This window comes from Streptomyces sp. NPDC026500, from assembly GCF_055567635.1.
The window spans coordinates 226,887-248,350 of record NZ_JBVHQB010000011.1 but is presented as its reverse complement, the minus strand read 5'-3'; the positions used below and the strand labels follow the sequence as shown (position 1 = coordinate 248,350).

The window sequence follows — 21,464 nt, the reverse complement described above, 5'->3', positions numbered from 1 at the left end:
CCGCGCACATCGGATTCCGGCTGAGCGCAGGGAGATGGCATCGTGTACCACCCAGGAATCGCTCTTCACCCGGGCATCGACCCCGTGACGGACGTGCTCGACCACGGTTCAGCGGAGCACACCGGGGACGTCCTGCTCTTCCAGCGGTGCCACTGGTGCGCCACCGCCATGTTCAACCGCCTCCTCTGCCCCGTGTGCGCGGGCAGCGACCTGCGGACCGAGGCGAGCGCAGGCACGGGCGTCGTGCGCCACTCCACGGTGATCCACCGCAACACCCCGGCGGCCCGCAACGTCTCCCTCATCGAGATGGCGGAGGGGTTCACGGTCCGGGGCCGGGTCATGGGATCGCCCGCCACCATCCACAGCGGCGACCGGGTCCAGCTCTCCACCGCCCAGGACCCGGTACGCCGGCAGCCCGTGTTCCAGCTCGTCGACGGCCCTTACGGCGGCTGGAACTGAGCACGGCGGACGGTCCGCACCACGCGCCGCCGTCCGCCCGGGCCACGCGACGGCAGGCCGAATGCCGACGTGCCGGGAAACGGACAGCCGTGCGCGGCTGAACGAACCGGCATGCGGGACCGGTCCGTTCAGCCGCCGGGCGACGACCGTCAGCCGTAGGTGATGTCGGACGTCGCGTACTTGCAGTAGGTGCTGTCGGGGCCGCTGCCGTTCGTCGTCGGCTCCGCCCCGGTGTTGTTCCCGATGTACTTCTGGCAGGGGACGATCTTCTTGCTGCCGTCCCCGACGATCTTGATGGATTTGAGGGTCGCGCTGTCGCCGTAGTTGGTGTTGATGCCGACGAGCCTGCTTCCCTTGTAGGTCGCTTCGATGGTGTTGAGATTGATCGTCCTCTTGTACTGCGTCTTGCAGTTGCCGCAGGACCGGACGAACGTACCGAAGGTCTGCACCGCGAAGTTCGACACGTTCAGCGTTCCGGCGCCGTTGAACTGGAACACCTTGTCACTGGCCTCCTTCGCGCCACCGCCGCTGACGGTGTAGACGTTGGACGACGAGGAGCCGAGGAATGTCGCCGCGTCCTCGCCGACGTCCTCCCACCAGACGTTCTGCAGTGTGCAACTGCCCAGGCAGTGAATGCCGTCGGCGGCGGGCGCGCCGATGATGACGTTCTTCAGGACGGTTCCCGCCGCCAGTTCCAGGATCGGCCCCTGGTCCTCGTCCTGGCTGCCCGAGCCCAGGTCGCCGGTGCCGTAGAGCCGCTTCATCCCGTAGTCCTTGGTACCGGAGACCGAGATGGTGGAGGAGACGGCCTGACTGCCGGTCGCGGTGGGCCAGGTGGCGGCGCTCGCCGGTGTCAGGGCGCCGTCGGCCATCACCATGGCGGCCGAGAGACCGAGCGCGGTGAGGGCGCCGGTGAGGGCGCGCCGTCGGGCGCGTGGGCGTGGGCGTGGGCGTGCTGATGACGTCATGTCCCGATGCCTTCTTCCAGGTGGGGGTGGTCGGGTAAGGATGGCCGGGCAGGGGTGGCCGGGTGGGGATGCCCGACGGCGGAGGTCAGAGCTTTCCGGTGCCCGCGCCCGACGTCACCGAGGCGACGACGGTCGAGGCCGGCTCGGCGGTATAGCTGTAGGGCGGCTTCGTGAACGTGCCGACCTGCGAGATCTCGGTGGCGGCTCCACCGAGGTCGTTGCCGGTGAGGTTGGCGTAGCCGTCCACGTCGCTGTCGCGGTTCGTGGTGACGGCGACGGCCGTGCTCCGGAAGACGTTGTTCTCGACGAGCATCTGGGCGCCCATGCGGGAGTGCACGGCGGTGTCGGCGCCGACGACGTAGTTGTCGTAGAAGTGCCCGGTGCCGAAACGCAGGCTGGGGATGCGGGAGTTGACGTTGTTGAACCAGTTGTGGTGGTACGTCACCCGCAAGTGCCCCGTGTCCTCACTGGCGTTGCTGTCGCTGTGGCCGACGAGCGAGCCCTTGTAGTGGTCCTTGAAGGTGTTCCAGGAGAGGGTGACGTAGTCGGAGGCGTGGGTGATGTCGACCAGGCCGTCGTAGTAGTCCTTGCCGTGGTCGAGGTCGGACGAGAAGGCGTTGTGGTCGATCCACACCTTCGTCGAGGCCTGGACGGTGATGCCGTCGGCGGGGGCGACCGGCTTGCTGATGTTCAGGTTGCGGACGACGACGTTGGTGACCTTCTTCAGGCGCAGTCCGCCGCCGGTGAACCCGGATGCCGAACCGACGCCCAGGACAGTGGTGTTGGAGCCGACGTCGACCTGGCCGCTGAGTGAGATCAGACCGCTGACCTTCACGACCTTGGCCGTGTCACCGGTGACGGCGGTCTTGAACGCGGCGAGCGTCGTGACGGTGACGGCGGTCGCGCTGCCACCGCCGGTGGTCCCGGCGCCGAAGCCGACCGGCGTGGTCTCGGCCGCCAAGGCCGACTGCGGCAGGACGAGCGCCGTGGTGACCGCCAGGGTGGCGGCCCCGGCTGTCAGCAGGGCTGGGCGGGAGCGGGAGCGTTTCAGTGGGGGGCGAGTACGCATGCGGGGGTGTCCCTTCAGAGTTGACGTTGGCCAGATACACGGACTACATCCCTGTATCTGAACGACGCATGGCGTGCGGCACGACATGCACGAACTGAACGCGGGCGGGAGACGGCGACTTGCCCAGGTGGTGCGGCTCGGAGATCTGATGTCTCGTATACGAGATGTCACACACGGGTCACGCTGCTGAACGGGAACGTAAGCGGTAAGCGCTTTCCAGTCAACGCTTCCCGCAGAACACATCCGGCCAACTCACGAACCAGGTGGATACCCGCACCCCGACGAACCGGACCGGTCTGCCCTTGTGCGCGCCGCGGCCTGCCCCTCGGGGCACCGCGGCCTGTCCTGCGGCCCGCCCCGGAAAGCCGAAAGCGGTCGTACGGGGGTCCCGAAGCGCGGGACCCCCGTACGACCGCGGAACTCACGCAGTCACGACGTCACAGAGAGACGTCACAGAGAGCTGGTGCGCCGGCGATACGACGTCACGAAGAGAGGGTGATGCGGATGCCCACCGTGCCGCTCTCGCCGCGGCGCAGCCGGCTGCCGAACAGGGTGAGACGGCCCATCACCCCGTACTTGCGGGCGATGAGCTTGCGGTAGCGGGCGGTCTGCTCCGCGTCGACGATCTCGGCCGTGGCGGGGACCGGCTCCCCTGTCGGCCTGCCGCGCACGTCGCACGGGCCGACCATGACGTCGGCCCGGTTACGGATGCGCTTCACCTTCCAGCTGTCCGCGACGGTCCAGGCGCCGAGCGCCGTACCGTCCGGCACCACCCACACCGGCGTGGCCACCCCCGTACCGTTCTTGCGATAGCTGGTGATCAGCAGGTACTTGCCCGATCCCAGTGCGTCCAGCGAGGCCTCGTCCATGGCCGCAGTGTAGGCGGACCCGTCCGCGAACCACGCGGCGCCCGAGCCGTCCGGGTCAGGACAGCTGACCGTCGTAGTCCGGCAGCTTGAACGTGCGCTCGGCGTGGCCGCCGACCAGGTCGGTGGTGTTGTTGCCGACGTTGGCGATGATCGTGTAGCCGAGGGACTCGATCTCTTCGCGCTTGCCGGTCTTGTAGGCGCCGACCTCGTCGAAGAGGTCCGGCAGGTCACGCACGTAGAGCCCGTCGACCGGATAGCCGACGCTCTTCAGGTTCCACTTCGTCTCACTGGCGATGATGCCCGGGCGAGCGGTCACGAAGAAGACGGCGACACCGCGGGAGTGCGCGTACCGGGCCAGCGCCAGCGACGCCTTGACCGCCGGGGTGGGCAGCTCGTACCAGGGGTGGAAGTCCGTCTCCAGCGTGGTGTTGTCGATGTCGAAGACGACCGCGAGCTTCTGGCCGCCGGCGTTCGCGGTGCGCTGCCCGACGTACGGCACCGCCTGGTCGATGACGGCCTGGACATCACTCTGCCAGGTGGCGTAATCGACGCCGGCCGTCGCGGACGTGCTCGCCACCGCCTGGACCGGGGCCGCGGCGGCGGACCCGGCCGCGGTGACCGTCCCTCCGATCCCCAGCGCCACGACCGCCGACACAACGCCTATCCGGCGTCCCACACCACGTCCTGTCATGCCTGTCCCCTATTCACATCTGTTGGTCGAGTCCACACATCGCGACGGCGACGGTGCCTGGGACCGTCGCCGCGGCAGACATGATCCTGGCAGCGCGTGTACGGAGGGGGAAGAGGTAGTTACCGATCGGTAGAGATCGTGCTTCGTGCGACCCGGGTTGCCCGCGGTGCGGTGGCAGCCGTCCGGGACCCGTGTGAGCCTAAAGATCGCGGCTGGCACCAGTGGAAAGAGGCTGCTCGGATGCAAGGACCGAACATCGTCATCGTCGGCGCGGGTTTCGCCGGAGTCGAGGCCGCCCGGGGTCTCGAACGGACACTCACCCCCGGCGAGGGCCGGATCACCCTGATCAGCCCCACCGACTACCAGTTGTATCTGCCGCTGCTGCCGCATGTCGCCGCCGGTGTCGTCACTCCCCAGTCGGTGGCACCCTCGCTGCGCCGGATCCTGCGTCGCACCGCACTGGTGCCGGGCGGGGTGATCGGTGTCGATCCCGGGGCCAAGGTCTGCGTCGTCCGCAAGATCACCGGGGACCTCGTCGACCTGCGCTACGACTATCTGCTCCTCACTCCGGGGAGCGTGACCCGCACCTTCGACATCCCCGGCCTCGCGGACGAGGCACGCGGTATGAAGACGCTCGCCCAGGCCGTGTATCTGCGCGACCACGTGATCGCCCAACTCGACCTGGCGGCGGCCACGTCGGACGACGACGAGCAGGCGGCACGGCTTCAGTTCGTGGTGGTCGGCGGCGGATACGCGGGCACCGAGACGGCTGCCTGTCTGCAGCGCCTGACCACCGCGGCGGCCAAGCGCTACCACCCCCGCATCGACCCCGGCCTCATCAAGTGGCACCTGGTCGACGTCGCCCCGAAACTGCTGCCCGAACTGGGCGACAAGCTGGGCCTGAGCGCGCTGCGGATGCTGAGCGACCGCGGCGTGCAGATCTCGCTGGGCACATCCGTGGCCTCCGTCACCAGGGACGAGGTCACCCTCACCGACGGACGGGTGCTGCCCTCGCGGACATTGGTGTGGACCGCCGGCGTCGCGGCCAGCCCCCTGGTCGACTCACTGGGCGCCGAGACCGTGCGCGGGCGGATCGTCACCGAGCCCGACTTCAGGGTGCCGGGGCTCGACGGGGTGTTCGCGCTGGGTGACGCGGCGGCGGTGCCCGACCTGGCCAAGGACGACGGCTCCCCCTGCCCGCCGACCGCCCAGCACGCGGCCCGGCAGGGCCGGCACGCCGCCAAGGTCCTGGCGGCGAGACTGCGCGGGGAGCCCACCTATCCGTACCGGCACCGGGACCTCGGCCTGGTCGTCGACCTCGGCGGCCACGACGCCGTGTCCAAACCGCTCGGCATCGGCCTCAAGGGCGCGCCCGCGCAGGTCGTGGCCCGCGGATACCACCTGTACGCGCTGCGCACGGGTGCCGCCCGGTTCCGTACGAGCGCCAACTGGCTGCTCAACGCGGTCGCGGGCGACGACTTCGTCCGCACCGGCTTCCTCGCGGACCGCAAGGGAACCCTGCGGGACTTCGAGCGTACGGATGTGTATCTGACGCGGGACGAGGTGATCGCCCGGACCCGCGCCCGCGCTTAGGTACGGCCGCTCGGACTCGGGGCCGCACGTATGTGCTGCCGCTCGGGCCCGCACATGGGTGCCGCCGCTCGGACCCGGGCTCGCGCTCGGGTGCGGCCCGGCCCCATCAGGTCGCGCCGCCCTCGCGGGCGGGTGTGCCCCGCAGCAGGTCGAGATAGCGGCGGCCGAACAGATGGGCGTCCCCGGGCCAGCGGGCGGAGAGGTAGTGGCCGTCCTGGACGACGAAGGCATGGGTGTCGTCGGTGGCGGTGCCGCGCCGGGTGAGCGTGCGCGGACCGCGTTCGAACGTCCCGCCCGGCTCGGTGAGAGCCGCCCTGACCTCGTCCTCGACGTAGGCGGGGTAGGTGCGGTAGTAGCGCCCGAGACGCCAGGCCGTGGTGAAGTACGCCGTCCGTTCCATGTACTTCGGCAGACAGGTCGTACGGCGGTCGGCCAGGACACTGCGGCCGGTTGCGGGGTCCTGGGCACGGGCCAGGACGAGGACGCCGTGACAGATCGCGCCGACGGGCCGCCGCAGGGCCCAGAACCGGGCGATCTGCCGTTGCAGCGGCACTGATCCGAGGTATTGCCGCATGCCCGGCGCGTGTCCGCCCGGGAGCAGCAGCCCGTCGAAGTCCTCCACGACCAGATCGGCCCAGGAGACGGTGGCCCGGAACTCGGCGGACTCGGTCAATTCCCCGTAGAAACGGCGGGGTTCCGGTTCCGCGCCGAGCTGTCCGAACAGGACGCCCGTCAGCAGCCGCGGGTCCGCCTCCGGCCGAGTGCCGGCGCGCTCGGTGGCGAAAACGACGTCGTGGCCCTCTTGTGTCAACATCCGCCAGGGAACGGCGACTTCGGTGACGTCGAAGTCGTGGTCGGGGAGCGGGATCAGCACACGCATGCGCTCATCATGTCAGCCCGTTCCGACACGAACCGGCCACCTCTACGAGACCTCCCGTCGGTGGTGAACACGCGGGCGTGGGCGCACGTATGAGTGGAGGGTCCTCGACCGGGACCCTCGGCGTTGGTGACGCCGCTCCGTACGGCTTCGGGAGCCCATGCATGAGGCACGCACGACGACGGATCGTCCGACGGGGGGCGCGCCTCGCAGCCGTCGGCGGGCTGCTCTGCGGAGGGTTCATGGTGACGCGCGCCATGGCGAGCGAACCGTCCGACGCGTCGCGTACCACGGCGAGTTCGGCGCAGACCGCGGCGAAGACGGGTGCCGGGCTCGTGTCCCAGCTGGGCACCTCGCGGACCGCCGGCAACTGGATCGCCGCCGACGGGCGTCCCGTGGTCGCGGTCACCGACGCGGACGCGGCGGACGCGGTGAAGCGGGCGGGTGCTCGCCCGAAGGTCGTCACGCACAGCATGCAGGACCTCAAGGCCGCGGCGCAGACGCTGAGTTCGGCGCCCCGGGTACCGGGCACGGCCTGGGCCGTGGACTACACGAAGAACGAGGTGGTGGTGCAGGCCGACAGCACGGTCTCCGCCACCGAATGGTCGACCATGAAGACGCTGGCCCACGGCATCGGCGACTCGGTGAAGATGCAGCGGACGCAGGGCACGTTCACCACGCGGGTGAACGGCGCACAGGCGATCTTCTCGACCGGCGGGCGCTGCTCGGCGGGGTTCAATGTGACCAACGGGCAGAGCGAGTTCATCCTCACGGCCGGGCACTGCGGCCCCGCCGGATCGGTCTGGTTCTCCGACAACACGGGTCGCCAGCAGGTGGGCCGCACGGTCACCACGGCGTTCCCCGGCAGTGACTTCTCACTGATCCAGTACGACAGCGGGCAGCAGACGTCGCCCGGGAGCAACGTCGTCGCCATCGGCGGCGGCAACGGCGTACGGATCACCGGCGCCGCCGATCCGACCGTGGGCCAGCGGGTCTTCCGCAGCGGCAGCACCAGCGGGCTGCACGACGGCAAGGTGACCGCGCTCAACGCGACGGTCAACTACCCGGAGGGCACGGTCACCGGGCTGGTCGAGACCACGGTGTGCGCCGAACCGGGCGACAGCGGTGGCCCGTTGTTCTCCGAAGGCATCGCGCTGGGGGTGACCTCGGGCGGCAACGGGGACTGCAAGAGCGGCGGTACGACGTTCTTCCAGCCGGTCACCAAGGCGCTGACTGCGCTGGGAGTGACGCTCGCGGGCCAGCCTCCACAGGGCTCCGCCGGTGGTGCGGCCCAGCCCTCCCTCGCGCCCTCCACGTCGGCTTCGGCCATGGCGTCGCAGGGAGGAGCGCCGGGTGCGGCGGCACCGGGTGCGGTGGAGGCGGTGGGCAGTACGGGGACGGCCCAGACGTTCGTGACCGAACTCACCGACCCGCAGAACGTCGGCCCCGGCCTGCTGGTCATCGGGGGAAGCATCATCGCGCTGGTGGCGACCCGCTTCATCCGTACCGAGCAGGACCGCAAGGCCTATCGGCGGCAGTATTCGCAGAGTTGGGGCTGAGCGGCTCGGAGTTGGGGCTGAGCGGCTCGGAGTCGAGTCCGGGTGACCGGAGTTGGAGCCGAGCCGCCGGGGGGCGGTGCCGAGGTCCGAGGCGGTGGCTCCCCTGGATCGGGGAGCCCGGCCGGACGCGGAAGGTCAGGCGGCCCGCGTCGCCGACGACGGGGCGGCTTCCGCCCATTCGAGGACGAGGCGCTGGTACTCGCGCCGCTCTTCCATGCTCAGCGTCCCACCCGCCCGGAACCAGAGGGCCCGGATCTCCTCGTTGACTTCGGCAGCGGAGCGCTGAGTGTCGTTGTCAAGAGTGGTGCACATGGCGTGAAGCATACGGTCCTTGACGTGAAGATGATGTGAGTAAAGGCTCATCAGGCGACATAACGGACCGTGAAGCTCGTCACTCAGGTGCCGGGCTTGCGGCCGTACACGGCGACGTCGTCGCCGTTCTTGAGCAGCGACCAGTACTTCTTGGCCGTGGTCGGGGTCATGTTGACGCAGCCGTGCGAGCCGGGCGGGTTCCACATGCTGAGCCCCACCGAGTGGAAGGCCTGACCGCCGTCGAAGAACTGGCTGTACGGCATGGACACGTTGTAGATGCTGGAGACGTGGTCGATGTCACGCCAGTAGATCTTCTTGAGGCCGGTGCGGGTCTCGTAACCGTCCCGGCCCGTGCGGACCGGGACCGGCCCGTAGACCAGCCGGCTGCCGTCCTGGATCCAGCTGAGCTGGAGCGTGAGGTTGACGCAGGCGATACGGCCCTTGTTCACCGGGCACTTGCCGTCCCGGTTGGGGTTGTTGCCCACGGCCTTCTGCTTGTTCATGAGATCCATCACGCCCCAGGTGACGGGGCCCGCGTACCCGATGTTCGGGGTGATGCCGTGCTTGGTCTGGAAGGCCTGGATCGCCTTGCAGTCGGCGGCGGACTGCCGGCCGTCGACGGGCCGCCCGAGGAACTTCTCCACCTGCTTCTGGTTCGGGCCGGTGGCCGTCGTGCAGCTCGCGGCCTGCGCGGGCGTCGAGCCCAGTGCGAGGGTGAGCGGTGCGACCAGTCCGGTGAGCCCGAGCGCGACGGCTCCTCGTCTGCGTATGTCCCCCATGGCGGGCCTTCCTTTCGTGTCCGTCTTCTGTCTGCCTACTAGACCGTGCTTGAGGGTATTGCGTTGTACGGCCGGCGAGGCCGGGACGAAACAGTGACATTCCTCGCCGGTACGTCGACGCGGACCCGGACCGGGTGTTGGACCCCGTCGAGCGTCACTGCGCGGAGCCGCGCGTCCGGGCACCCTCGCTCCCGCTCTCGGCGTCACCCTCACCGTCGCCACCGTGCAGCCTGACCGCCTGCCGGAACGCGGTGTTCACGCCCGTCAGGCCGCCGTCGACGCACAGGGTCGTACCGGTGATCCAGGACGCGTCGCGGGAGGCGAGGAAGGCGACGGCGGCGGCGATGTCCTCCGGTTCACCGACCCGGCCCAGCGGATACAGCCCGGCCGCGATGGCGAGATCGTCCTCGCGGCCCTCCCAGGCCTTGGTGCGGACGGTTCCCGGCGCCACCAGGTTGACGCGGACACCCCGGGCGGCCGCGTGGCCGGCCAGGGTGCGGGTGAGCGACATCAGTCCCGCCTTGGCCGCACTGTAGGCGTGGTTGCCGAAATCCTGGATGCCGTTGACGGAGCCGATGGTGACGATGGACCCGCGGCCGGAGGCGACCAGGTGCGGGAGCGCGGCGCGGGCGCAGCGGTAGGCACCGGTCAGGGTGATGTCCAGGTCACCGGCCCACACCTCGTCGCTCTCGTCCTCGAAGAGCAGGGCGTCGGGGCTGCACCGGAAGGCGTTGTTGACCAGGACGTCGAGCGAACCGAAGGAGTCCACGGCGTACGCCACCGCGGCCTCGACCTGTGCCCGCTCCCCCACGTCGCAGGTGAACGCCTCGGCCCGCGCGCCGAGTTCGCGCAGCGCGGCGGCCGTCCTCTCCGCCTCCGCCGAGTCCACGTCGGTGACGAGGACTTGAGCGCCTTCCTCGGCGAGGCGGCGGGCGGTCGCCGCGCCGATACCGCGCGCCGCACCCGTGATCAGAACCCCATATCCCTCGAAACGCCTCAGCGCAGTGATCGCATTCATGGCAGGGAAGGTACTGCCGTGATCGTCGCGACGACAGATACCGTGCGCCCATGTCCGCCTTCCTGCAGCAACTCCCGGCGCTGATCGGCGTGGTCATCGGTGCCCTCGGTTCGTATCTGGCGATCGTGCGGGGCGACCGGGCCCGCTTCGGCCGCGAGCAGGCGGCCCGCTGGGAGGAGCGGCGACTCGCGGTCTACTCCGACTACGCGCGGTGCCTGAAGAAGACGATCACGTTGACGTACCGCGTCGCCGCCCATCTCGGCGACGACCCCCACCCGCATCCGCTCTCGCCGGAGGAGGCGGCTCCACTCATGGCGGCGGCGCTCGACGCACGGGATCCGGCCTGGGAGGCGCTGCTCATGCTGGGCACCCCGGCGGTGGTGGAGAAGGCCCGCGAGTGGGCCCTCATGACGATACGGATGGAGAGCTTCCCGAACGAGCGGGTGCGCGGCCAGGACGCCTGGCAGGACCTGCTCGAACAGCAGCGCGCCGCGCGAGAGGCGTACTACACGGCGGTCCGCGACGACCTGGCTCTGCCTCCGGGCCACTCGGCGCGTTGGCAGCCGTACGCGCCTGCCTGATCCGGGCCGATCCGCTCAGCGGTACCCCGTCGCGTTCGCCGGTTTCCCCTTGTCCTGCACTTCGACCATGTACCGCCAGCAGTCCGGACGGCTGCCGTCGCGGTCGGTGAAGCCGTACACCTGGGCGAGCTGTCCGCTGGAGAGGGATTTCCCGTTCCAGCGCGCGAGTTCGGGGTCGGCGGCCAGTGCGGCGACCGCGCGTCCCACGTAGGAGGGCGTCTCGGAGATTCCGAAGTGCGGGACGCGTTGCTCGGCGTCGCGCCAGTTCTCCTCGGTCACGCCGAAGGCTTCGAGCATCATCTCCGAGCGCAGCCAGCCGGGGGTGAGGGCCACGGCGGTGGCGCCGCGCGGGCCCAGTTCGTGTCCGAGGGCGAACGCCATGCGCAGCACGGCCGTCTTGGCGATGTCGTAGAAGAACGAGACCCGGTAGGTGTCCCGGTTGTACTCCGCGGTGCCGTCGGTCATCTCGACGACCAGGCCGCCGGGACGGCGCAGCAGCAGCGGCAACGCGTGGTGGCTGGTGATCGCGTGGGTCTCCACGGTGAGCCGGAGCATCCTGAGTCCGTTGTCGAGGTCGTGCTCCCAGACGGGGGCGTCCCACTCGAAGAGCTTCTCGGCGCCCCAGATGTCGTTGACCAGGATGTCCAGGCGGCCCTGCTCGTCCGCGATCCGGGCGACGAGCGCGGCCACCTCGGACGGCACGAGGTGGTCCGTGGGGACCGCGATACCCCGCCCGCCCGCCTCGGTGACCAGGTCCGCGGTGTCCTCGATGGTCTCCGGACGGTCGTACTCCGAGCGCCGTTCACGTGTGCTGCGCCCGGTCACGTAGACGGTGGCGCCGGCCGCGCCCAGTTCCACGGCGATTCCGCGGCCCGCGCCCCGGGTCGCGCCCGCCACCAGGGCGACCCTGTCCCGCAGTGTGCCTTCCGACGGCCCTGACATGTCCGACCTCCGCGCGCGTAGCGTCCACGGGCTGCTGTCACCCGTGTCTCCCTACGAGCGTCTCCCGGAAGCCGGACATCTTCTGTCAGGTATCTGTGTGCCGTTTCAGCCGTGTCGCGGCACGGCGGCCGAGGACCTCCCGGCAGGGCCGGGCGGCGTCAGTGGCCGCGTGCGATCCACTCCTCCAGGTGTGGAGCCTCCTCGCCGATCGTGGTCGAGTCGCCGTGTCCCGTACGGACGACCGTGTCGGCCGGCAGGGAGAGCAGCCGGTCGCGGATCGACTCGATGATCGTCGGGAAGTGGGAGTAGGACCGGCCGGTCGCCCCCGGGCCGCCCTGGAACAGGGTGTCGCCGGAGAAGAGGGTGCCGAGGCCCGGGTCGTAGAGGCAGACAGCGCCCGGGGCGTGGCCCGGGGTGTGCAGGACGGTCAGGTCCGCGCCCGCCGCCTCGATCACCTGGCCGTCCTGGAGCCAGGCGTCGGGCAGGCGGTCCGGGTGGGTGAACTTCCACAGCGGCAGGTCGTCGGGGTGGAGCCAGATGGTGGCGCCGGTGCGCTCCGCCAGGGCGGGGGCGGCGTCGATGTGGTCGTTGTGGGCGTGCGTGCACACGATCGCCCGCAGGCGCCGGTCCCCCACCGCTTCGGCGATGGCGTCGGCGTCGTGAGCGGCGTCGATCACGATCGCCTCGTGATCGTTTCCCACGATCCACACGTTGTTGTCGACGTCCCAGGTGCCGCCGTCCAGCGAGAACGTGCCCGAGGTGACGAGGTGTTCGATGCGGGTGCTCGTCACAGGATCACCACCGAGCGCAGCACGTCGCCCTGGTGCATCCGCTCGAAGGCCGGTTCCACGTCGTCCAGGGTGATCGTCTCGCTGACGAACGCGCCGAGGTCCAGGCGCCCTTGGAGGTGCAGGTCGATCAGCATCGGGAAGTCGCGGGAGGGCAGACAGTCGCCGTACCAGGAGGACTTGAGGGCGCCGCCGCGTCCGAAGACGTCGATCAGCGGGAGTTCGAGCTTCATGTCGGGGGTGGGCACGCCGACGAGGACGACCGTGCCGGCGAGGTCGCGGGCGTAGAAGGCCTGTCGGTACGTCTCCGGGCGGCCCACGGCCTCGATGACGACGTCGGCGCCGAAGCCGCCGGTGAGTTCGCGGATCGCCTCGACGGGGTCGGTCTCACGGGAGTTGACGGTGTGCGTCGCGCCGAGCTTCTCGGCCGTGGTGAGCTTGCGGTCGTCGATGTCCACGGCGATGATCTTCGCCGCGCCCGCGAGCCGCGAGCCGGCGATCGCCGCGTCGCCGACGCCGCCGCAGCCGATCACCGCGACGGTGTCGCCCCGGCCGACGTTGCCCGTGTTGATGGCGGCCCCGATGCCTGCCATCACACCGCAGCCGAGCAGTCCGGCGACCGCCGGGGAGACCGAGGGGTCGACCTTGGTGCACTGTCCGGCCGCGACCAGCGTCTTCTCGGCGAAGGCGCCGATCCCGAGGGCCGGGGACAGCTCGGTGCCGTCCACCAGCGTCATCTTCTGCTTGGCGTTGTGGGTGTTGAAGCAGTACCAGGGGCGCCCGCGCAGACAGGCACGGCACTGTCCGCACACCGCACGCCAGTTGAGGATGACGAAGTCGCCGGGCGCCACGTCCGTGACACCGGCGCCGACCGACTCCACGATTCCGGCCGCCTCGTGACCGAGCAGGAACGGGAAGTCGTCGTTGATACCGCCCTGCTTGTAGTGCAGGTCCGTGTGGCAGACCCCGCAGGCCTGGATCTTCACAACGGCCTCGCCCGGCCCCGGATCGGGCACGACGATGGTCTCGACGCGCACCGGCTCGTTCTTGCCCGGTGCGATCACGCCCCGCACTTCCTGCGCCATGTGAGTGAGCCCTTCCCTAGGTCGACGTTCCGTCAACCGACCCTACGGTGTGACCGGCCGGTAGAAGGCCAGGTGGCCAGCGGCGGCCCCGCTCCCGGTACGGCGAACGGCCGCCCGCGCCCGCTGCAGACGCCCGCGACCCACCCGCGCCGAAGACCCAGCGCCTCTCAGATACCCCCGGGGGTACCTCTGCTACCGTGGAGATATACCCCCGGGGGTAATTTCCCGTAAAGCCGTGAAGCCCTGGGGCTTCGCGCAGGAGAGGAGTGCTGCCGTGTTCTTCGTCGACACCATCGAGGTGGCGGGCCTGGGCAACCGGAGCTATCTGGCCGGCGGCCCGCGTACCGCTGTCGCCGTCGATCCGCCCAGGGACATCGAGCGGGTGATCACGGCGGCGGCCCGGCGGGGCGTGCGGATCGCGTATGTCGTCGAGACGCACCTGCACAACGACTATGTGAGCGGCGGCCTGGAACTGGCCCGGCTCACCGGGGCCGCCTACCTGGTCCCGGCCGGCGCCCGGGTCGCGTTCGAGCGGGTGCCGGTGGCCGACGGGGACACGGTCGAGGTGGACGCCGGGCTGACGCTGCGCGCGCTGGCCACCCCCGGACACACCCCGCACCACACCTCGTACGTCCTTCAGGAGAGCGGGCGCGCCCTCGCGGCCTTCACCGGCGGCTCCCTGCTCATCGGCACGGTCGGCAGGCCCGATCTGGTGGAGCCGCGGCTGACCGGGGAGCTCGCCCGCGCGCAGCACGCGTCGGCGCACCGGCTCGTCGCGGAACTGCCCGACGACACCGCCGTCCTGCCCACCCACGGCTTCGGCAGTTTCTGTTCCGCCGGAACCGCCGACGGCGACGCGACGACGATCGGGCGTGAGCGCGACAGCAACGAGGCCCTGGTCAAGGAAGTCGACGCGTTCGTCGCGGACCTCCTCGCCGGGCTCGACGACGTACCCGCGTACTACGCGCACATGGGCCCCGCCAACGCGGCGGGCCCGGCTTCCGTCGACCTGACCCCGCCCGCGCTCGCGGACGCCACGGAGATCGCCGCGCGGCTCGCGGCCGGCGAGTGGGTCGTGGACCTGCGCAGCCGGCTCGCGTTCGCCGCGGGCCATGTCGCCGGGGCGGTCAACTTCGAGGCGGACGGTCAGCTCGCCGTCTATCTGGCCTGGCTGCTGCCCTGGGGCAAGCCGGTCACCCTGCTCGCCGAGTCTCCGGAACAACTCGCCCATGCGCAGCGGGAGTTGGTGCAGGTCGGCGTGGACCGGCCGGCCGCGGCCGCGATCGGGTCACCGGCCGACTGGGTGCGTGAGGGGGAACGGCCGCGCACCTTCCGGCGCGCCGGCTTCGCCGAACTCGCCGAGGCGTACGCCGTCCTGGGCCGGACCGTGATCCTGGACGTCCGGCGCGACTCCGAGCGCGCCGGGGGCCATATCGCGGGATCGGTGCACATCCCCGTCCACCAGGTGCGCGACCGGCTCGGGGAGATACCCGCCGGGACCGTCTGGGTGCACTGCGCGGGAGGCATGCGGGCCGCCATCGCCGCCTCGCTGCTCGACGCGGCGGGCCGTGAGGTCGTGGCCGTCGACGACTCCTTCGCCGCCGCGGGCACGTCCGGGCTGCCCATGGCGCGGATCGCGCCGGCCGGGGTCCAGGCGCCCACGGGCCCCGGGGCCGGTGCGGCCATCGTGGGGGCGCGCGAACCGGACGGACGGGCTGGAGCCCCCGCCGACGGCCCGGCCGTGCTCGGCGCGGCCGCACGTGCGTTCGACGGCCCCGCGGCGTGAGCGTCCTGATCCTCGCTCTCGTCGCCGGAGCCGTGACCGGGCTCGCGCTCGGGGCGCTGGGCGGTGGGCGGTGGGCGGTGGGCGGCAGCGTGCTGACCGTGCCTGCCCTGATCTATCTGCTGGGCTTCACTCCCTCGGCGGCCACCACCGCGAGCCTGGTCATCGTCACCGTCACCTCGGCGACCGCGCTGTCGGCGCACGCCCGGGAGGGCACCGTCCGCCGGCGTGCCGGCGCACTGTTCGCGGCGGCGGGGCTGATCCCCGCGGCACTGGGCGGGGCGGTCTCCGGGCAACTGCCTGCCGCCGTCCTGACCGGCGCGTTCTCGCTGATCGCCGGCCTCGCGGCGGTCCGGATGCTCCGGCCGGCTGCCGGTGAGCCGGGTGCCGTGCCCGCGCGGACCGGCCGGATAGCCGGGCGCGGGGCTCGGTGCGGTGACCGGGGTCCTGGGCGTGGGCGGCGGCTTCCTCGCCGTACCGGCCCTGGTGAACGTCGTGGGTCTGCGGATGCGGGCCGCCGTCGGCACCAGCCTGCTGGTGATCACGGCGAACTCCCTCGCCGCGCTGCTCGCCCGCGCGGGAACGGCACAGAGCCTCGACTGGGCTGTGGTGGCGCCGTTCGCCGGGGCGGCCGTCCTCGGCGCGTGGGACGGGAAGCGTCTCGCGGCCCGGGTGTCCGGCGGCACGCTGCAGCGGATCTTCGCCTGGGCCCTGCTGGCCGTGGCCGCGCTGATGCTCCTGGACGTCGTGCTGTGAGGCTCAGGCCAGCGACAGGAAGAGCTTCTCCAGACGGGCCCGCATCTGCTCCGTGGTCTCACCGTTCTTCGCGCCGTTCTCGACGCTGGTCAGACACTGCTGGAGCCCGGTGGCGATGATCGCGAAACCGGCCCGGTCCAGGGCGCGGGAGGCCGCGGCGAGCTGGGTGACCACTTCCTCGCAGTCGCGTCCCTCCTCGATCATCCGGATCACTCCGGCGATCTGCCCCTGCGCCCGGCGCAGCCGGTTCAGCACGGACTTCAGCTCGGCACCCGCGAGTTCCAGTTCCACGAACACTCCTTAAGCCATACCCCTAGGGGTATCGTACTCCGCCCCGCGGGGCACCCCCGAAGAGCAAGGATGACACTCCCCATGAACACCCCCCTCTCCCTCGACGTCGACCAGGCCCGCGGCCGTCTCGCCGAGCTGACCGTCATCGACGTGCGCACCCCCGGCGAATACGCCTCCGGCCATCTGCCGGGTGCCCTCAACATCCCGCTGGACCGACTCCACCGGGTGCTGTCCGTGCTCGGGGACGCCCGGCCCGAGCTGCTCGTGGTCTGCGCCTCCGGCGCCCGCTCGGCGAACGCCTGCGCCCTGCTGGCCGAGCACGGTGTGCCGGCGGCCACCCTCACCGGGGGCACCAGCGCCTGGGCGGAGGGCGGACATGAACTGCACCGCCCGGCAGGCTCCACGCGGGCGGGCTGGTCCATGGAACGCCAGGTCCGGTTCACCGCCGGCACCGTCGTCCTCGCTGGCCTCGGCCTCGGACTCCTGCACCCCGCCTGGCAGTTGCTCTCCGCCGGTGTGGCGGGCGGCCTGGTCTTCTCGGCGCTCGCCGACACCTGCGGGATGGCCGCGCTGCTCGCCAGGCTCCCGCACAACCGGCCCCGCCCGGCGGACCTCGACGCCACCCTGGCGGCACTTGGGGAGCGCGTGTCCTGAGTCCGCGCGGACTCGGGGCAGTTGGGATCGGTCCGGGCGTGTCGCCGACGTAGCCTGAGTGCTCCGTCTCAACTCCCGCAAGGAGCGCCGTGAGCCTGACCGAGGCCGAGCCCGAGGTGCCCGCGTGGCGCCTGTTGCTCGGATATGTACGACCGCACCGCTGGGCGCTGTTCGCGGGCGCGCTGCTGGCGCTCACCACCGGGGCCACCGGCCTGCTGCTGCCGCTGGTGGCGCGCGGGCTCATCGACGACCTGTCGCACGACCGGCCGATCGGACGGGCACTGCTCGGCATGGCGGCCCTCGTGGTGACCAACGCGGCCGTGGGGGCGCTGGGTTCGTACGTTCTGCGGCGCACCGCGGAGTCGGTGGTGCTCGGCGCTCGACGCGCCCTCTCGTCGTATCTGCTGCGGCTGCGCATACCCGCCGTGGACCGCAGCGAGCCCGGCGACCTGATGGCCCGCATCACCTCCGACACGACCCTGCTGCGCGAGGTCACGACCGATTCCCTGGTCGGCCTCGGCACCGGCGGCCTCACCCTCGTCGCGACGGTGGTGATGATGGGCCTGGTCGACGCGGTGCTGCTCGGCGTCACGCTGGGCGTGGTGCTGTGCGCGGGCTCGGTGCTCGGCCTGATCGTGCCGCGCATCAACCGGGCGAGCAGGCAGGCTCAGGACGCCGTCGGGGTGATGGGGGCCTCGCTGGAGCGGACCCTCGGCGCCCTGCGCACGATCAAGGCGTCCGGAGCCGAGCAACGCGAGGAGCGGACCGTCCACGAGGCCGCCGAGGAGTCCTGGCGGCAGAGCGTGCGCGCCGCCAAGTGGTCGGCGGCCGCGGGCAATACGGCCGGTCTGGCGATGCAGATCGCCTTCATCACGGTCCTCGCGGTGGGCGGCGCCCGTGTCGCGACCGGCGCCATCGACGTGGGCACACTGGTCGCCTTCCTGCTGTACGTGTTCTACCTGATGTCACCGATCCAGCAAGTGGTCGGCGCGATCACGCAGTACCAGACCGGCGCCGCCGCCCTCGCCCGTATCCAGGAGGCCCTGCGGCTGCCGGCGGAGCCTGCCGCCCTGCCCGCGCCGCTGCCGGCCCCGGACGCCGAACCGGCGGCGCTCGCCTTCGACGACGTCCGCTTCCGGTACGCCGACGATCTGCCGTACGTCCACCACGGGGTGACGTTCACCGTCCCGGCCCGTGGCCTGACCGCGTTCGTCGGCCCGTCCGGCGCGGGCAAGACCACCGTCTTCTCCCTGATCGAGCGGTTCTACGATCCCGAGGCGGGCCTCATCACCGTGGACGGCCGCGCGCTGGAGGAATGGGATCTGCCCCGGCTCCGGTCCGCCATCGGTTATGTGGAGCAGGACGCGCCGGTGCTGTCCGGCTCCCTGCGCGACAATCTCCTGCTCGGCAATCCGGACACCGACGAGGGCGAACTGACACGCGTCCTGAAGACGACCCGCCTGGACGGTCTGGTCGCCAGGTTGCCGCGCGGCCTGGACACGCTGGTCGGCCATCGCGGGACCAGGCTGTCGGGCGGCGAGCGCCAGCGCGTCGCCATCGCCAGGGCCCTGCTGCGCCGCCCCCGGCTGCTGCTCCTCGACGAGGCCACCTCGCAGCTCGACGCCGTCAACGAGGCCGCGCTGCGCGACACGGTCGCCGATGTGGCCCGCACGACCACGGTCCTGGTGGTCGCGCACCGGCTGTCCACCGTCACGACGGCCGACCGCATCGTCGTGATGGACGCGGGCCGCGTACGCGCCGTGGGCAAACACCGCGAACTCGTCGCCGCGGATCCGCTCTACGCCGAACTGGCCGCCACCCAGTTCCTCGCGACCGCCGGATGACCTCGGCACCATGACCTCAGCTCGGCGCCGTGTTCCGGACCTCGGCGCCGTGTTCCGGCGGAGGAAGCCGGCGACGGTGTCGCGGGTCGGCGGGCGGCGCCCCGGGTACGCCATCGGGCCCGCCCGGCACCCGGGCCGACCGCTCTGAAGGTGACCGCCGAGCCGGAGTACCCACCGAGCTCACCGAAGTCCCGGAAGATTCCGGTACGTCAGCGATCTCCTTGAATTCCTTGGCCATGGACCGGCTCTGCTCTATGGTGATGCCCTCTTTCCGCCACCCGGGGCGGTCGTCCGTCGGCGACCACCCTCAATCAGGCGGGGAGGCACGTCCCCCCGGATACACAGGCGACTGATCATGGTCAAAAACCGACACCCGGCCGGGCAGGCCATCTCCGAGATCATCTTCGCGGGCCCCGTCGGCACACCCGCCGGACTGGAAGTGATCTCGCTGGCCGCGCTGCGCACCCGGTCCCGTGCCCACGGCACCGATCCCGCCGTGCCGCAGCGCCCCGCCTTCCACCAGGTGCTCACCCTGGCCTCCGGCACACTGCGCCAGACCGTGGACTTCACGGCCCGCGACGTCGAGCGGGGCTCCTGGCTGTGGACGCGACCCGGGCAGGTCCTCCAATGGGGAGATCTCACGCGAGCAGAGGGGACGCTGATCGCCTTCGAACGGGACTTCCCGGGCGCGGCCACCGTCCGCGCGGCCCGGCTCGACGATCCGCACGCCCGCGTGCTGCGCACCCCGAAGGCCGAGGACGCCACGTCACTGCGGGTGGCCACGGCGCATCTGGAGCACGAGTTCCTGACACCGGGGCGACTGCCGCTCGACGCGCGCGTCGCCGTACTGCGTCACCTGCTGGACGTGCTGATCCTCCGCCTGGCTCACCTGGAGGAGCCCGACAGTTCGGCCACCGGACCAAGCGAAACCTTTCTTCGCTTCCGGGACACCGTCGAGCGGGACTTCGCGCACACCCGCCGGGTGGACGACTACGCCCTCGCCCTCGGCTACTCCGCCCGCACGCTGTCCCGGGCCGCCCTCGACTCGGCGGGGATCGGCGCCAAGGAGTTCATCGACCGCCGGGTCGTCCTGGAGGCCAAGAGGCTGCTCGCCCACACCGACCTGGCCGCCGCCCGCATCGCCGCCCAGCTGGGCTTTTCCAGTGCCACGAACTTCGCCAAGTACTTCCACCAGCGTGCCGGCCAGGCACCCATCGCGTTCCGCACGGCGGTACGCGGACAGGGCACGGGTATCCCGAGGGCACGAGACGAAGTGGATTTCACCCCGCGAACCGGAGCGCCCGACCGATCCGCGAGCGAGCCACCCGGTTCGTGAGCGGACCACCTGGTCCGTGAGCGGACCGGCCGATCTTTGATCGGACCGGCCGGGGTCGACCGGGCCGGGCCGTACCGGGGCCGCGGACCACGGGCGGCGGGCCCCGGCGGAACGTCACTGTTCCGCCGGTGCCCGCCGAAGCCGCGTCCGACGCGGCCGCCGCCCACTAAGTCGCGTTACCCACCAGCTCCCGTTACCGACTGGCTCTCGATGCCGACTAGATCCCGATACCGCCGAGCAGTCCGGTGACAGGCGCGGCGAGGTCGGTGAGCTGGTGCAACTGGTTCAGGTCGTTCAGCCGGTTCAGGCCGGCGAGCTGGGTGGAGGGCCGCGGCAGCTCGGCCTGGTGCTCGGCGGGGACGTCGCTCAGCGCGAGCGAGTCGAGCGTGGAGACGGGGTTCAGCTTCCCGGCGTCGTGGGCCTCGGAGCCCGCGGCCGTCGCCATCGGCGCGGCGAGTCCCGTGACGCCGACGGCGACACCAACGGCGGCGACGATACGTCGTGTTGAGATCATGCAATGAGCAACGGCGTCGGCCCCCGGACGGACACGGCCCGGTCCCCGCGCTCACCCGAGAGGCGCATCGGGCCCTTGCGTTTGCCGTGGGCCCCGGGGCAGAGGACGCTCGGTAATGAGGCGCTTCGCGGTCGGCTCCTGGCCGGTCCGCGCCTTCCTGAGGAGGTCACCCATGGGCACAGCGACAGCCCCCGCCTTCGACACCGAGGCGCTGCGCCGGGGCATTGAAGGACACAGTGCGGCAGATCTGCTGTCGCTCTACGCGGACGACGCGGAACTGCGCGTCGTGGACCGCAATACGCAGCCCAGTCACCCGATGGTCAAACACGGTCGCACCGAGATCGCCGAGATGCTCAACGACGTCTACAGCCGGGACATGACGCACAAGATGGACCAGTGCGTCGTCCAGGGCGACCACGTCGCCTTCACCGAAACCTGCGTGTACGCGGACGGGGTGCGGGTGATGAGCACATCGATGATGTCGTTGCGCGACGGGAAGATCATCGAGCAGACACTGGTACAGGCATGGGACGAGTAGGGAGGAACTGGCCGAAGGTCCAGGTCAAATCTCGTCTGACCTGGACCTTCTCGGCAACTACGGCGATGGGGAGGTCCCGTCCGAACCGACCTCGACGACGCCGACCGGTTTCCGCGGCAGGCCTCCGCGTGACCGCCTCCCTGCTGGACTCGATGCTG

Annotated in this window: 22 protein-coding genes and 1 pseudogene; 10 read left to right on the top strand and 13 right to left on the bottom strand. The window is 71.0% G+C overall.

The window, feature by feature from the left end; all coding sequences use genetic code 11:
• Positions 1–75 precede the first annotated feature (75 nt).
• Positions 76–459 carry a Zn-ribbon domain-containing OB-fold protein gene (locus tag ACZ4N5_RS21865; RefSeq protein ID WP_467758762.1) on the top strand — a complete coding sequence of 128 codons (384 nt, stop codon included), beginning with the start codon at positions 76–78 and terminating at the stop codon, positions 457–459.
• A 149-nt stretch (positions 460–608) separates the two neighbouring features.
• On the opposite strand, the gene ACZ4N5_RS21860 is transcribed toward ACZ4N5_RS21865, so the two are convergent.
• The 4 genes from ACZ4N5_RS21860 to ACZ4N5_RS21845 form a co-directional block, all read right to left on the bottom strand.
• Positions 609–1,427: a pectate lyase gene (locus ACZ4N5_RS21860; protein ID WP_467758720.1), complete on the bottom strand. Its 819-nt coding sequence runs from the start codon at positions 1,425–1,427 to the stop codon at positions 609–611.
• A gap of 85 nt (positions 1,428–1,512) precedes the next feature.
• Positions 1,513–2,496 carry a pectate lyase family protein gene (locus tag ACZ4N5_RS21855; protein ID WP_467758719.1) on the bottom strand — a complete coding sequence of 328 codons (984 nt, stop codon included), beginning with the start codon at positions 2,494–2,496 and terminating at the stop codon, positions 1,513–1,515.
• 482 nt (positions 2,497–2,978) lie between these two features.
• Positions 2,979–3,365 (bottom strand): PPOX class F420-dependent oxidoreductase, encoded by a 387-nt coding sequence (locus tag ACZ4N5_RS21850; RefSeq protein WP_467758718.1) that lies wholly within the window; start codon positions 3,363–3,365, stop codon positions 2,979–2,981.
• 55 nt (positions 3,366–3,420) lie between these two features.
• Positions 3,421–4,056, bottom strand: coding sequence for an HAD family acid phosphatase (locus tag ACZ4N5_RS21845; protein ID WP_467758717.1), 636 nt, complete (start codon positions 4,054–4,056; stop codon positions 3,421–3,423).
• 240 nt (positions 4,057–4,296) lie between these two features.
• Here ACZ4N5_RS21845 and ACZ4N5_RS21840 point away from each other — a divergent pair, with 240 nt between their 5' ends.
• A complete protein-coding gene (locus ACZ4N5_RS21840; RefSeq protein WP_467758716.1) occupies positions 4,297–5,649 on the top strand; it encodes an NAD(P)/FAD-dependent oxidoreductase in 1,353 nt (450 codons plus the stop codon).
• Positions 5,650–5,755: 106 nt separating this feature from the next.
• Here the strand turns inward: ACZ4N5_RS21840 and ACZ4N5_RS21835 are convergent, their stop codons facing one another.
• Entirely contained in the window at positions 5,756–6,529 is a 774-nt protein-coding gene (locus ACZ4N5_RS21835; RefSeq protein WP_467758715.1) for a type 1 glutamine amidotransferase domain-containing protein, read from the bottom strand.
• 161 nt (positions 6,530–6,690) lie between these two features.
• Here ACZ4N5_RS21835 and ACZ4N5_RS21830 point away from each other — a divergent pair, with 161 nt between their 5' ends.
• Positions 6,691–8,085, top strand: coding sequence for a S1 family peptidase (locus ACZ4N5_RS21830; protein WP_467758714.1), 1,395 nt, complete (start codon positions 6,691–6,693; stop codon positions 8,083–8,085).
• Between the two features lie 135 nt (positions 8,086–8,220).
• On the opposite strand, the gene ACZ4N5_RS21825 is transcribed toward ACZ4N5_RS21830, so the two are convergent.
• The 3 genes from ACZ4N5_RS21825 to ACZ4N5_RS21815 all read right to left on the bottom strand — a co-directional run bounded on the left by ACZ4N5_RS21825 (position 8,221) and on the right by ACZ4N5_RS21815 (position 10,185).
• Entirely contained in the window at positions 8,221–8,409 is a 189-nt protein-coding gene (locus tag ACZ4N5_RS21825; protein WP_355840429.1) for a hypothetical protein, read from the bottom strand.
• A 71-nt stretch (positions 8,410–8,480) separates the two neighbouring features.
• Complete coding sequence (locus ACZ4N5_RS21820) at positions 8,481–9,176, bottom strand: L,D-transpeptidase family protein (protein WP_467758713.1); 696 nt, start codon at positions 9,174–9,176, stop codon at positions 8,481–8,483.
• A 154-nt stretch (positions 9,177–9,330) separates the two neighbouring features.
• On the bottom strand, positions 9,331–10,185 hold the full coding sequence (locus tag ACZ4N5_RS21815) for an SDR family NAD(P)-dependent oxidoreductase (RefSeq protein ID WP_467758761.1): 855 nt from the start codon (positions 10,183–10,185) through the stop codon (positions 9,331–9,333).
• A 59-nt stretch (positions 10,186–10,244) separates the two neighbouring features.
• Here ACZ4N5_RS21815 and ACZ4N5_RS21810 point away from each other — a divergent pair, with 59 nt between their 5' ends.
• Positions 10,245–10,775, top strand: a complete 531-nt coding sequence (locus tag ACZ4N5_RS21810; protein ID WP_467758712.1) for a hypothetical protein — start codon at positions 10,245–10,247, stop codon at positions 10,773–10,775.
• Positions 10,776–10,790: 15 nt separating this feature from the next.
• Here the strand turns inward: ACZ4N5_RS21810 and ACZ4N5_RS21805 are convergent, their stop codons facing one another.
• The 3 genes from ACZ4N5_RS21805 to ACZ4N5_RS21795 all read right to left on the bottom strand — a co-directional run bounded on the left by ACZ4N5_RS21805 (position 10,791) and on the right by ACZ4N5_RS21795 (position 13,590).
• Positions 10,791–11,717 (bottom strand): SDR family oxidoreductase, encoded by a 927-nt coding sequence (locus ACZ4N5_RS21805; RefSeq protein WP_467758711.1) that lies wholly within the window; start codon positions 11,715–11,717, stop codon positions 10,791–10,793.
• 158 nt (positions 11,718–11,875) lie between these two features.
• Positions 11,876–12,508 (bottom strand): MBL fold metallo-hydrolase, encoded by a 633-nt coding sequence (locus ACZ4N5_RS21800; protein WP_467758710.1) that lies wholly within the window; start codon positions 12,506–12,508, stop codon positions 11,876–11,878.
• Complete coding sequence (locus tag ACZ4N5_RS21795) at positions 12,505–13,590, bottom strand: S-(hydroxymethyl)mycothiol dehydrogenase (RefSeq protein ID WP_467758709.1); 1,086 nt, start codon at positions 13,588–13,590, stop codon at positions 12,505–12,507. Before ACZ4N5_RS21795 ends, ACZ4N5_RS21800 begins: the two co-directional genes overlap by 4 nt.
• A 274-nt stretch (positions 13,591–13,864) precedes the next feature.
• Here ACZ4N5_RS21795 and ACZ4N5_RS21790 point away from each other — a divergent pair, with 274 nt between their 5' ends.
• The gene (locus tag ACZ4N5_RS21790) at positions 13,865–15,376 is read left to right on the top strand and encodes a rhodanese-like domain-containing protein (RefSeq protein WP_467758708.1); all 1,512 of its coding nucleotides are present in this window, start codon (positions 13,865–13,867) and stop codon (positions 15,374–15,376) included.
• Positions 15,373–16,129: pseudogene (locus ACZ4N5_RS21785) on the top strand (sulfite exporter TauE/SafE family protein). Before ACZ4N5_RS21790 ends, ACZ4N5_RS21785 begins: the two are co-directional and overlap by 4 nt.
• A gap of 3 nt (positions 16,130–16,132) precedes the next feature.
• Here the strand turns inward: ACZ4N5_RS21785 and ACZ4N5_RS21780 are convergent.
• The gene (locus ACZ4N5_RS21780; RefSeq protein WP_467758707.1) at positions 16,133–16,420 is read right to left on the bottom strand and encodes a metal-sensitive transcriptional regulator; all 288 of its coding nucleotides are present in this window, start codon (positions 16,418–16,420) and stop codon (positions 16,133–16,135) included.
• A gap of 81 nt (positions 16,421–16,501) precedes the next feature.
• On the opposite strand from ACZ4N5_RS21780, the gene ACZ4N5_RS21775 reads away from it, so the two are divergent.
• The 3 genes from ACZ4N5_RS21775 to ACZ4N5_RS21765 all read left to right on the top strand — a co-directional run bounded on the left by ACZ4N5_RS21775 (position 16,502) and on the right by ACZ4N5_RS21765 (position 20,254).
• On the top strand, positions 16,502–17,074 hold the full coding sequence (locus ACZ4N5_RS21775; protein WP_467758706.1) for a rhodanese-like domain-containing protein: 573 nt from the start codon (positions 16,502–16,504) through the stop codon (positions 17,072–17,074).
• Positions 17,075–17,163: 89 nt separating this feature from the next.
• A complete protein-coding gene (locus ACZ4N5_RS21770) occupies positions 17,164–18,918 on the top strand; it encodes an ABC transporter ATP-binding protein (protein ID WP_467758705.1) in 1,755 nt (584 codons plus the stop codon).
• Between the two features lie 355 nt (positions 18,919–19,273).
• Positions 19,274–20,254: a helix-turn-helix transcriptional regulator gene (locus tag ACZ4N5_RS21765; RefSeq protein ID WP_467758704.1), complete on the top strand. Its 981-nt coding sequence runs from the start codon at positions 19,274–19,276 to the stop codon at positions 20,252–20,254.
• Positions 20,255–20,471: 217 nt separating this feature from the next.
• Here ACZ4N5_RS21765 and ACZ4N5_RS21760 read toward each other — a convergent pair whose 3' ends face one another.
• Positions 20,472–20,768: a hypothetical protein gene (locus ACZ4N5_RS21760; RefSeq protein WP_467758703.1), complete on the bottom strand. Its 297-nt coding sequence runs from the start codon at positions 20,766–20,768 to the stop codon at positions 20,472–20,474.
• Positions 20,769–20,940: 172 nt separating this feature from the next.
• Here ACZ4N5_RS21760 and ACZ4N5_RS21755 point away from each other — a divergent pair, with 172 nt between their 5' ends.
• Positions 20,941–21,306 carry a nuclear transport factor 2 family protein gene (locus ACZ4N5_RS21755; protein ID WP_355840441.1) on the top strand — a complete coding sequence of 122 codons (366 nt, stop codon included), beginning with the start codon at positions 20,941–20,943 and terminating at the stop codon, positions 21,304–21,306.
• The last annotated feature ends 158 nt before the right edge of the window (positions 21,307–21,464 follow it).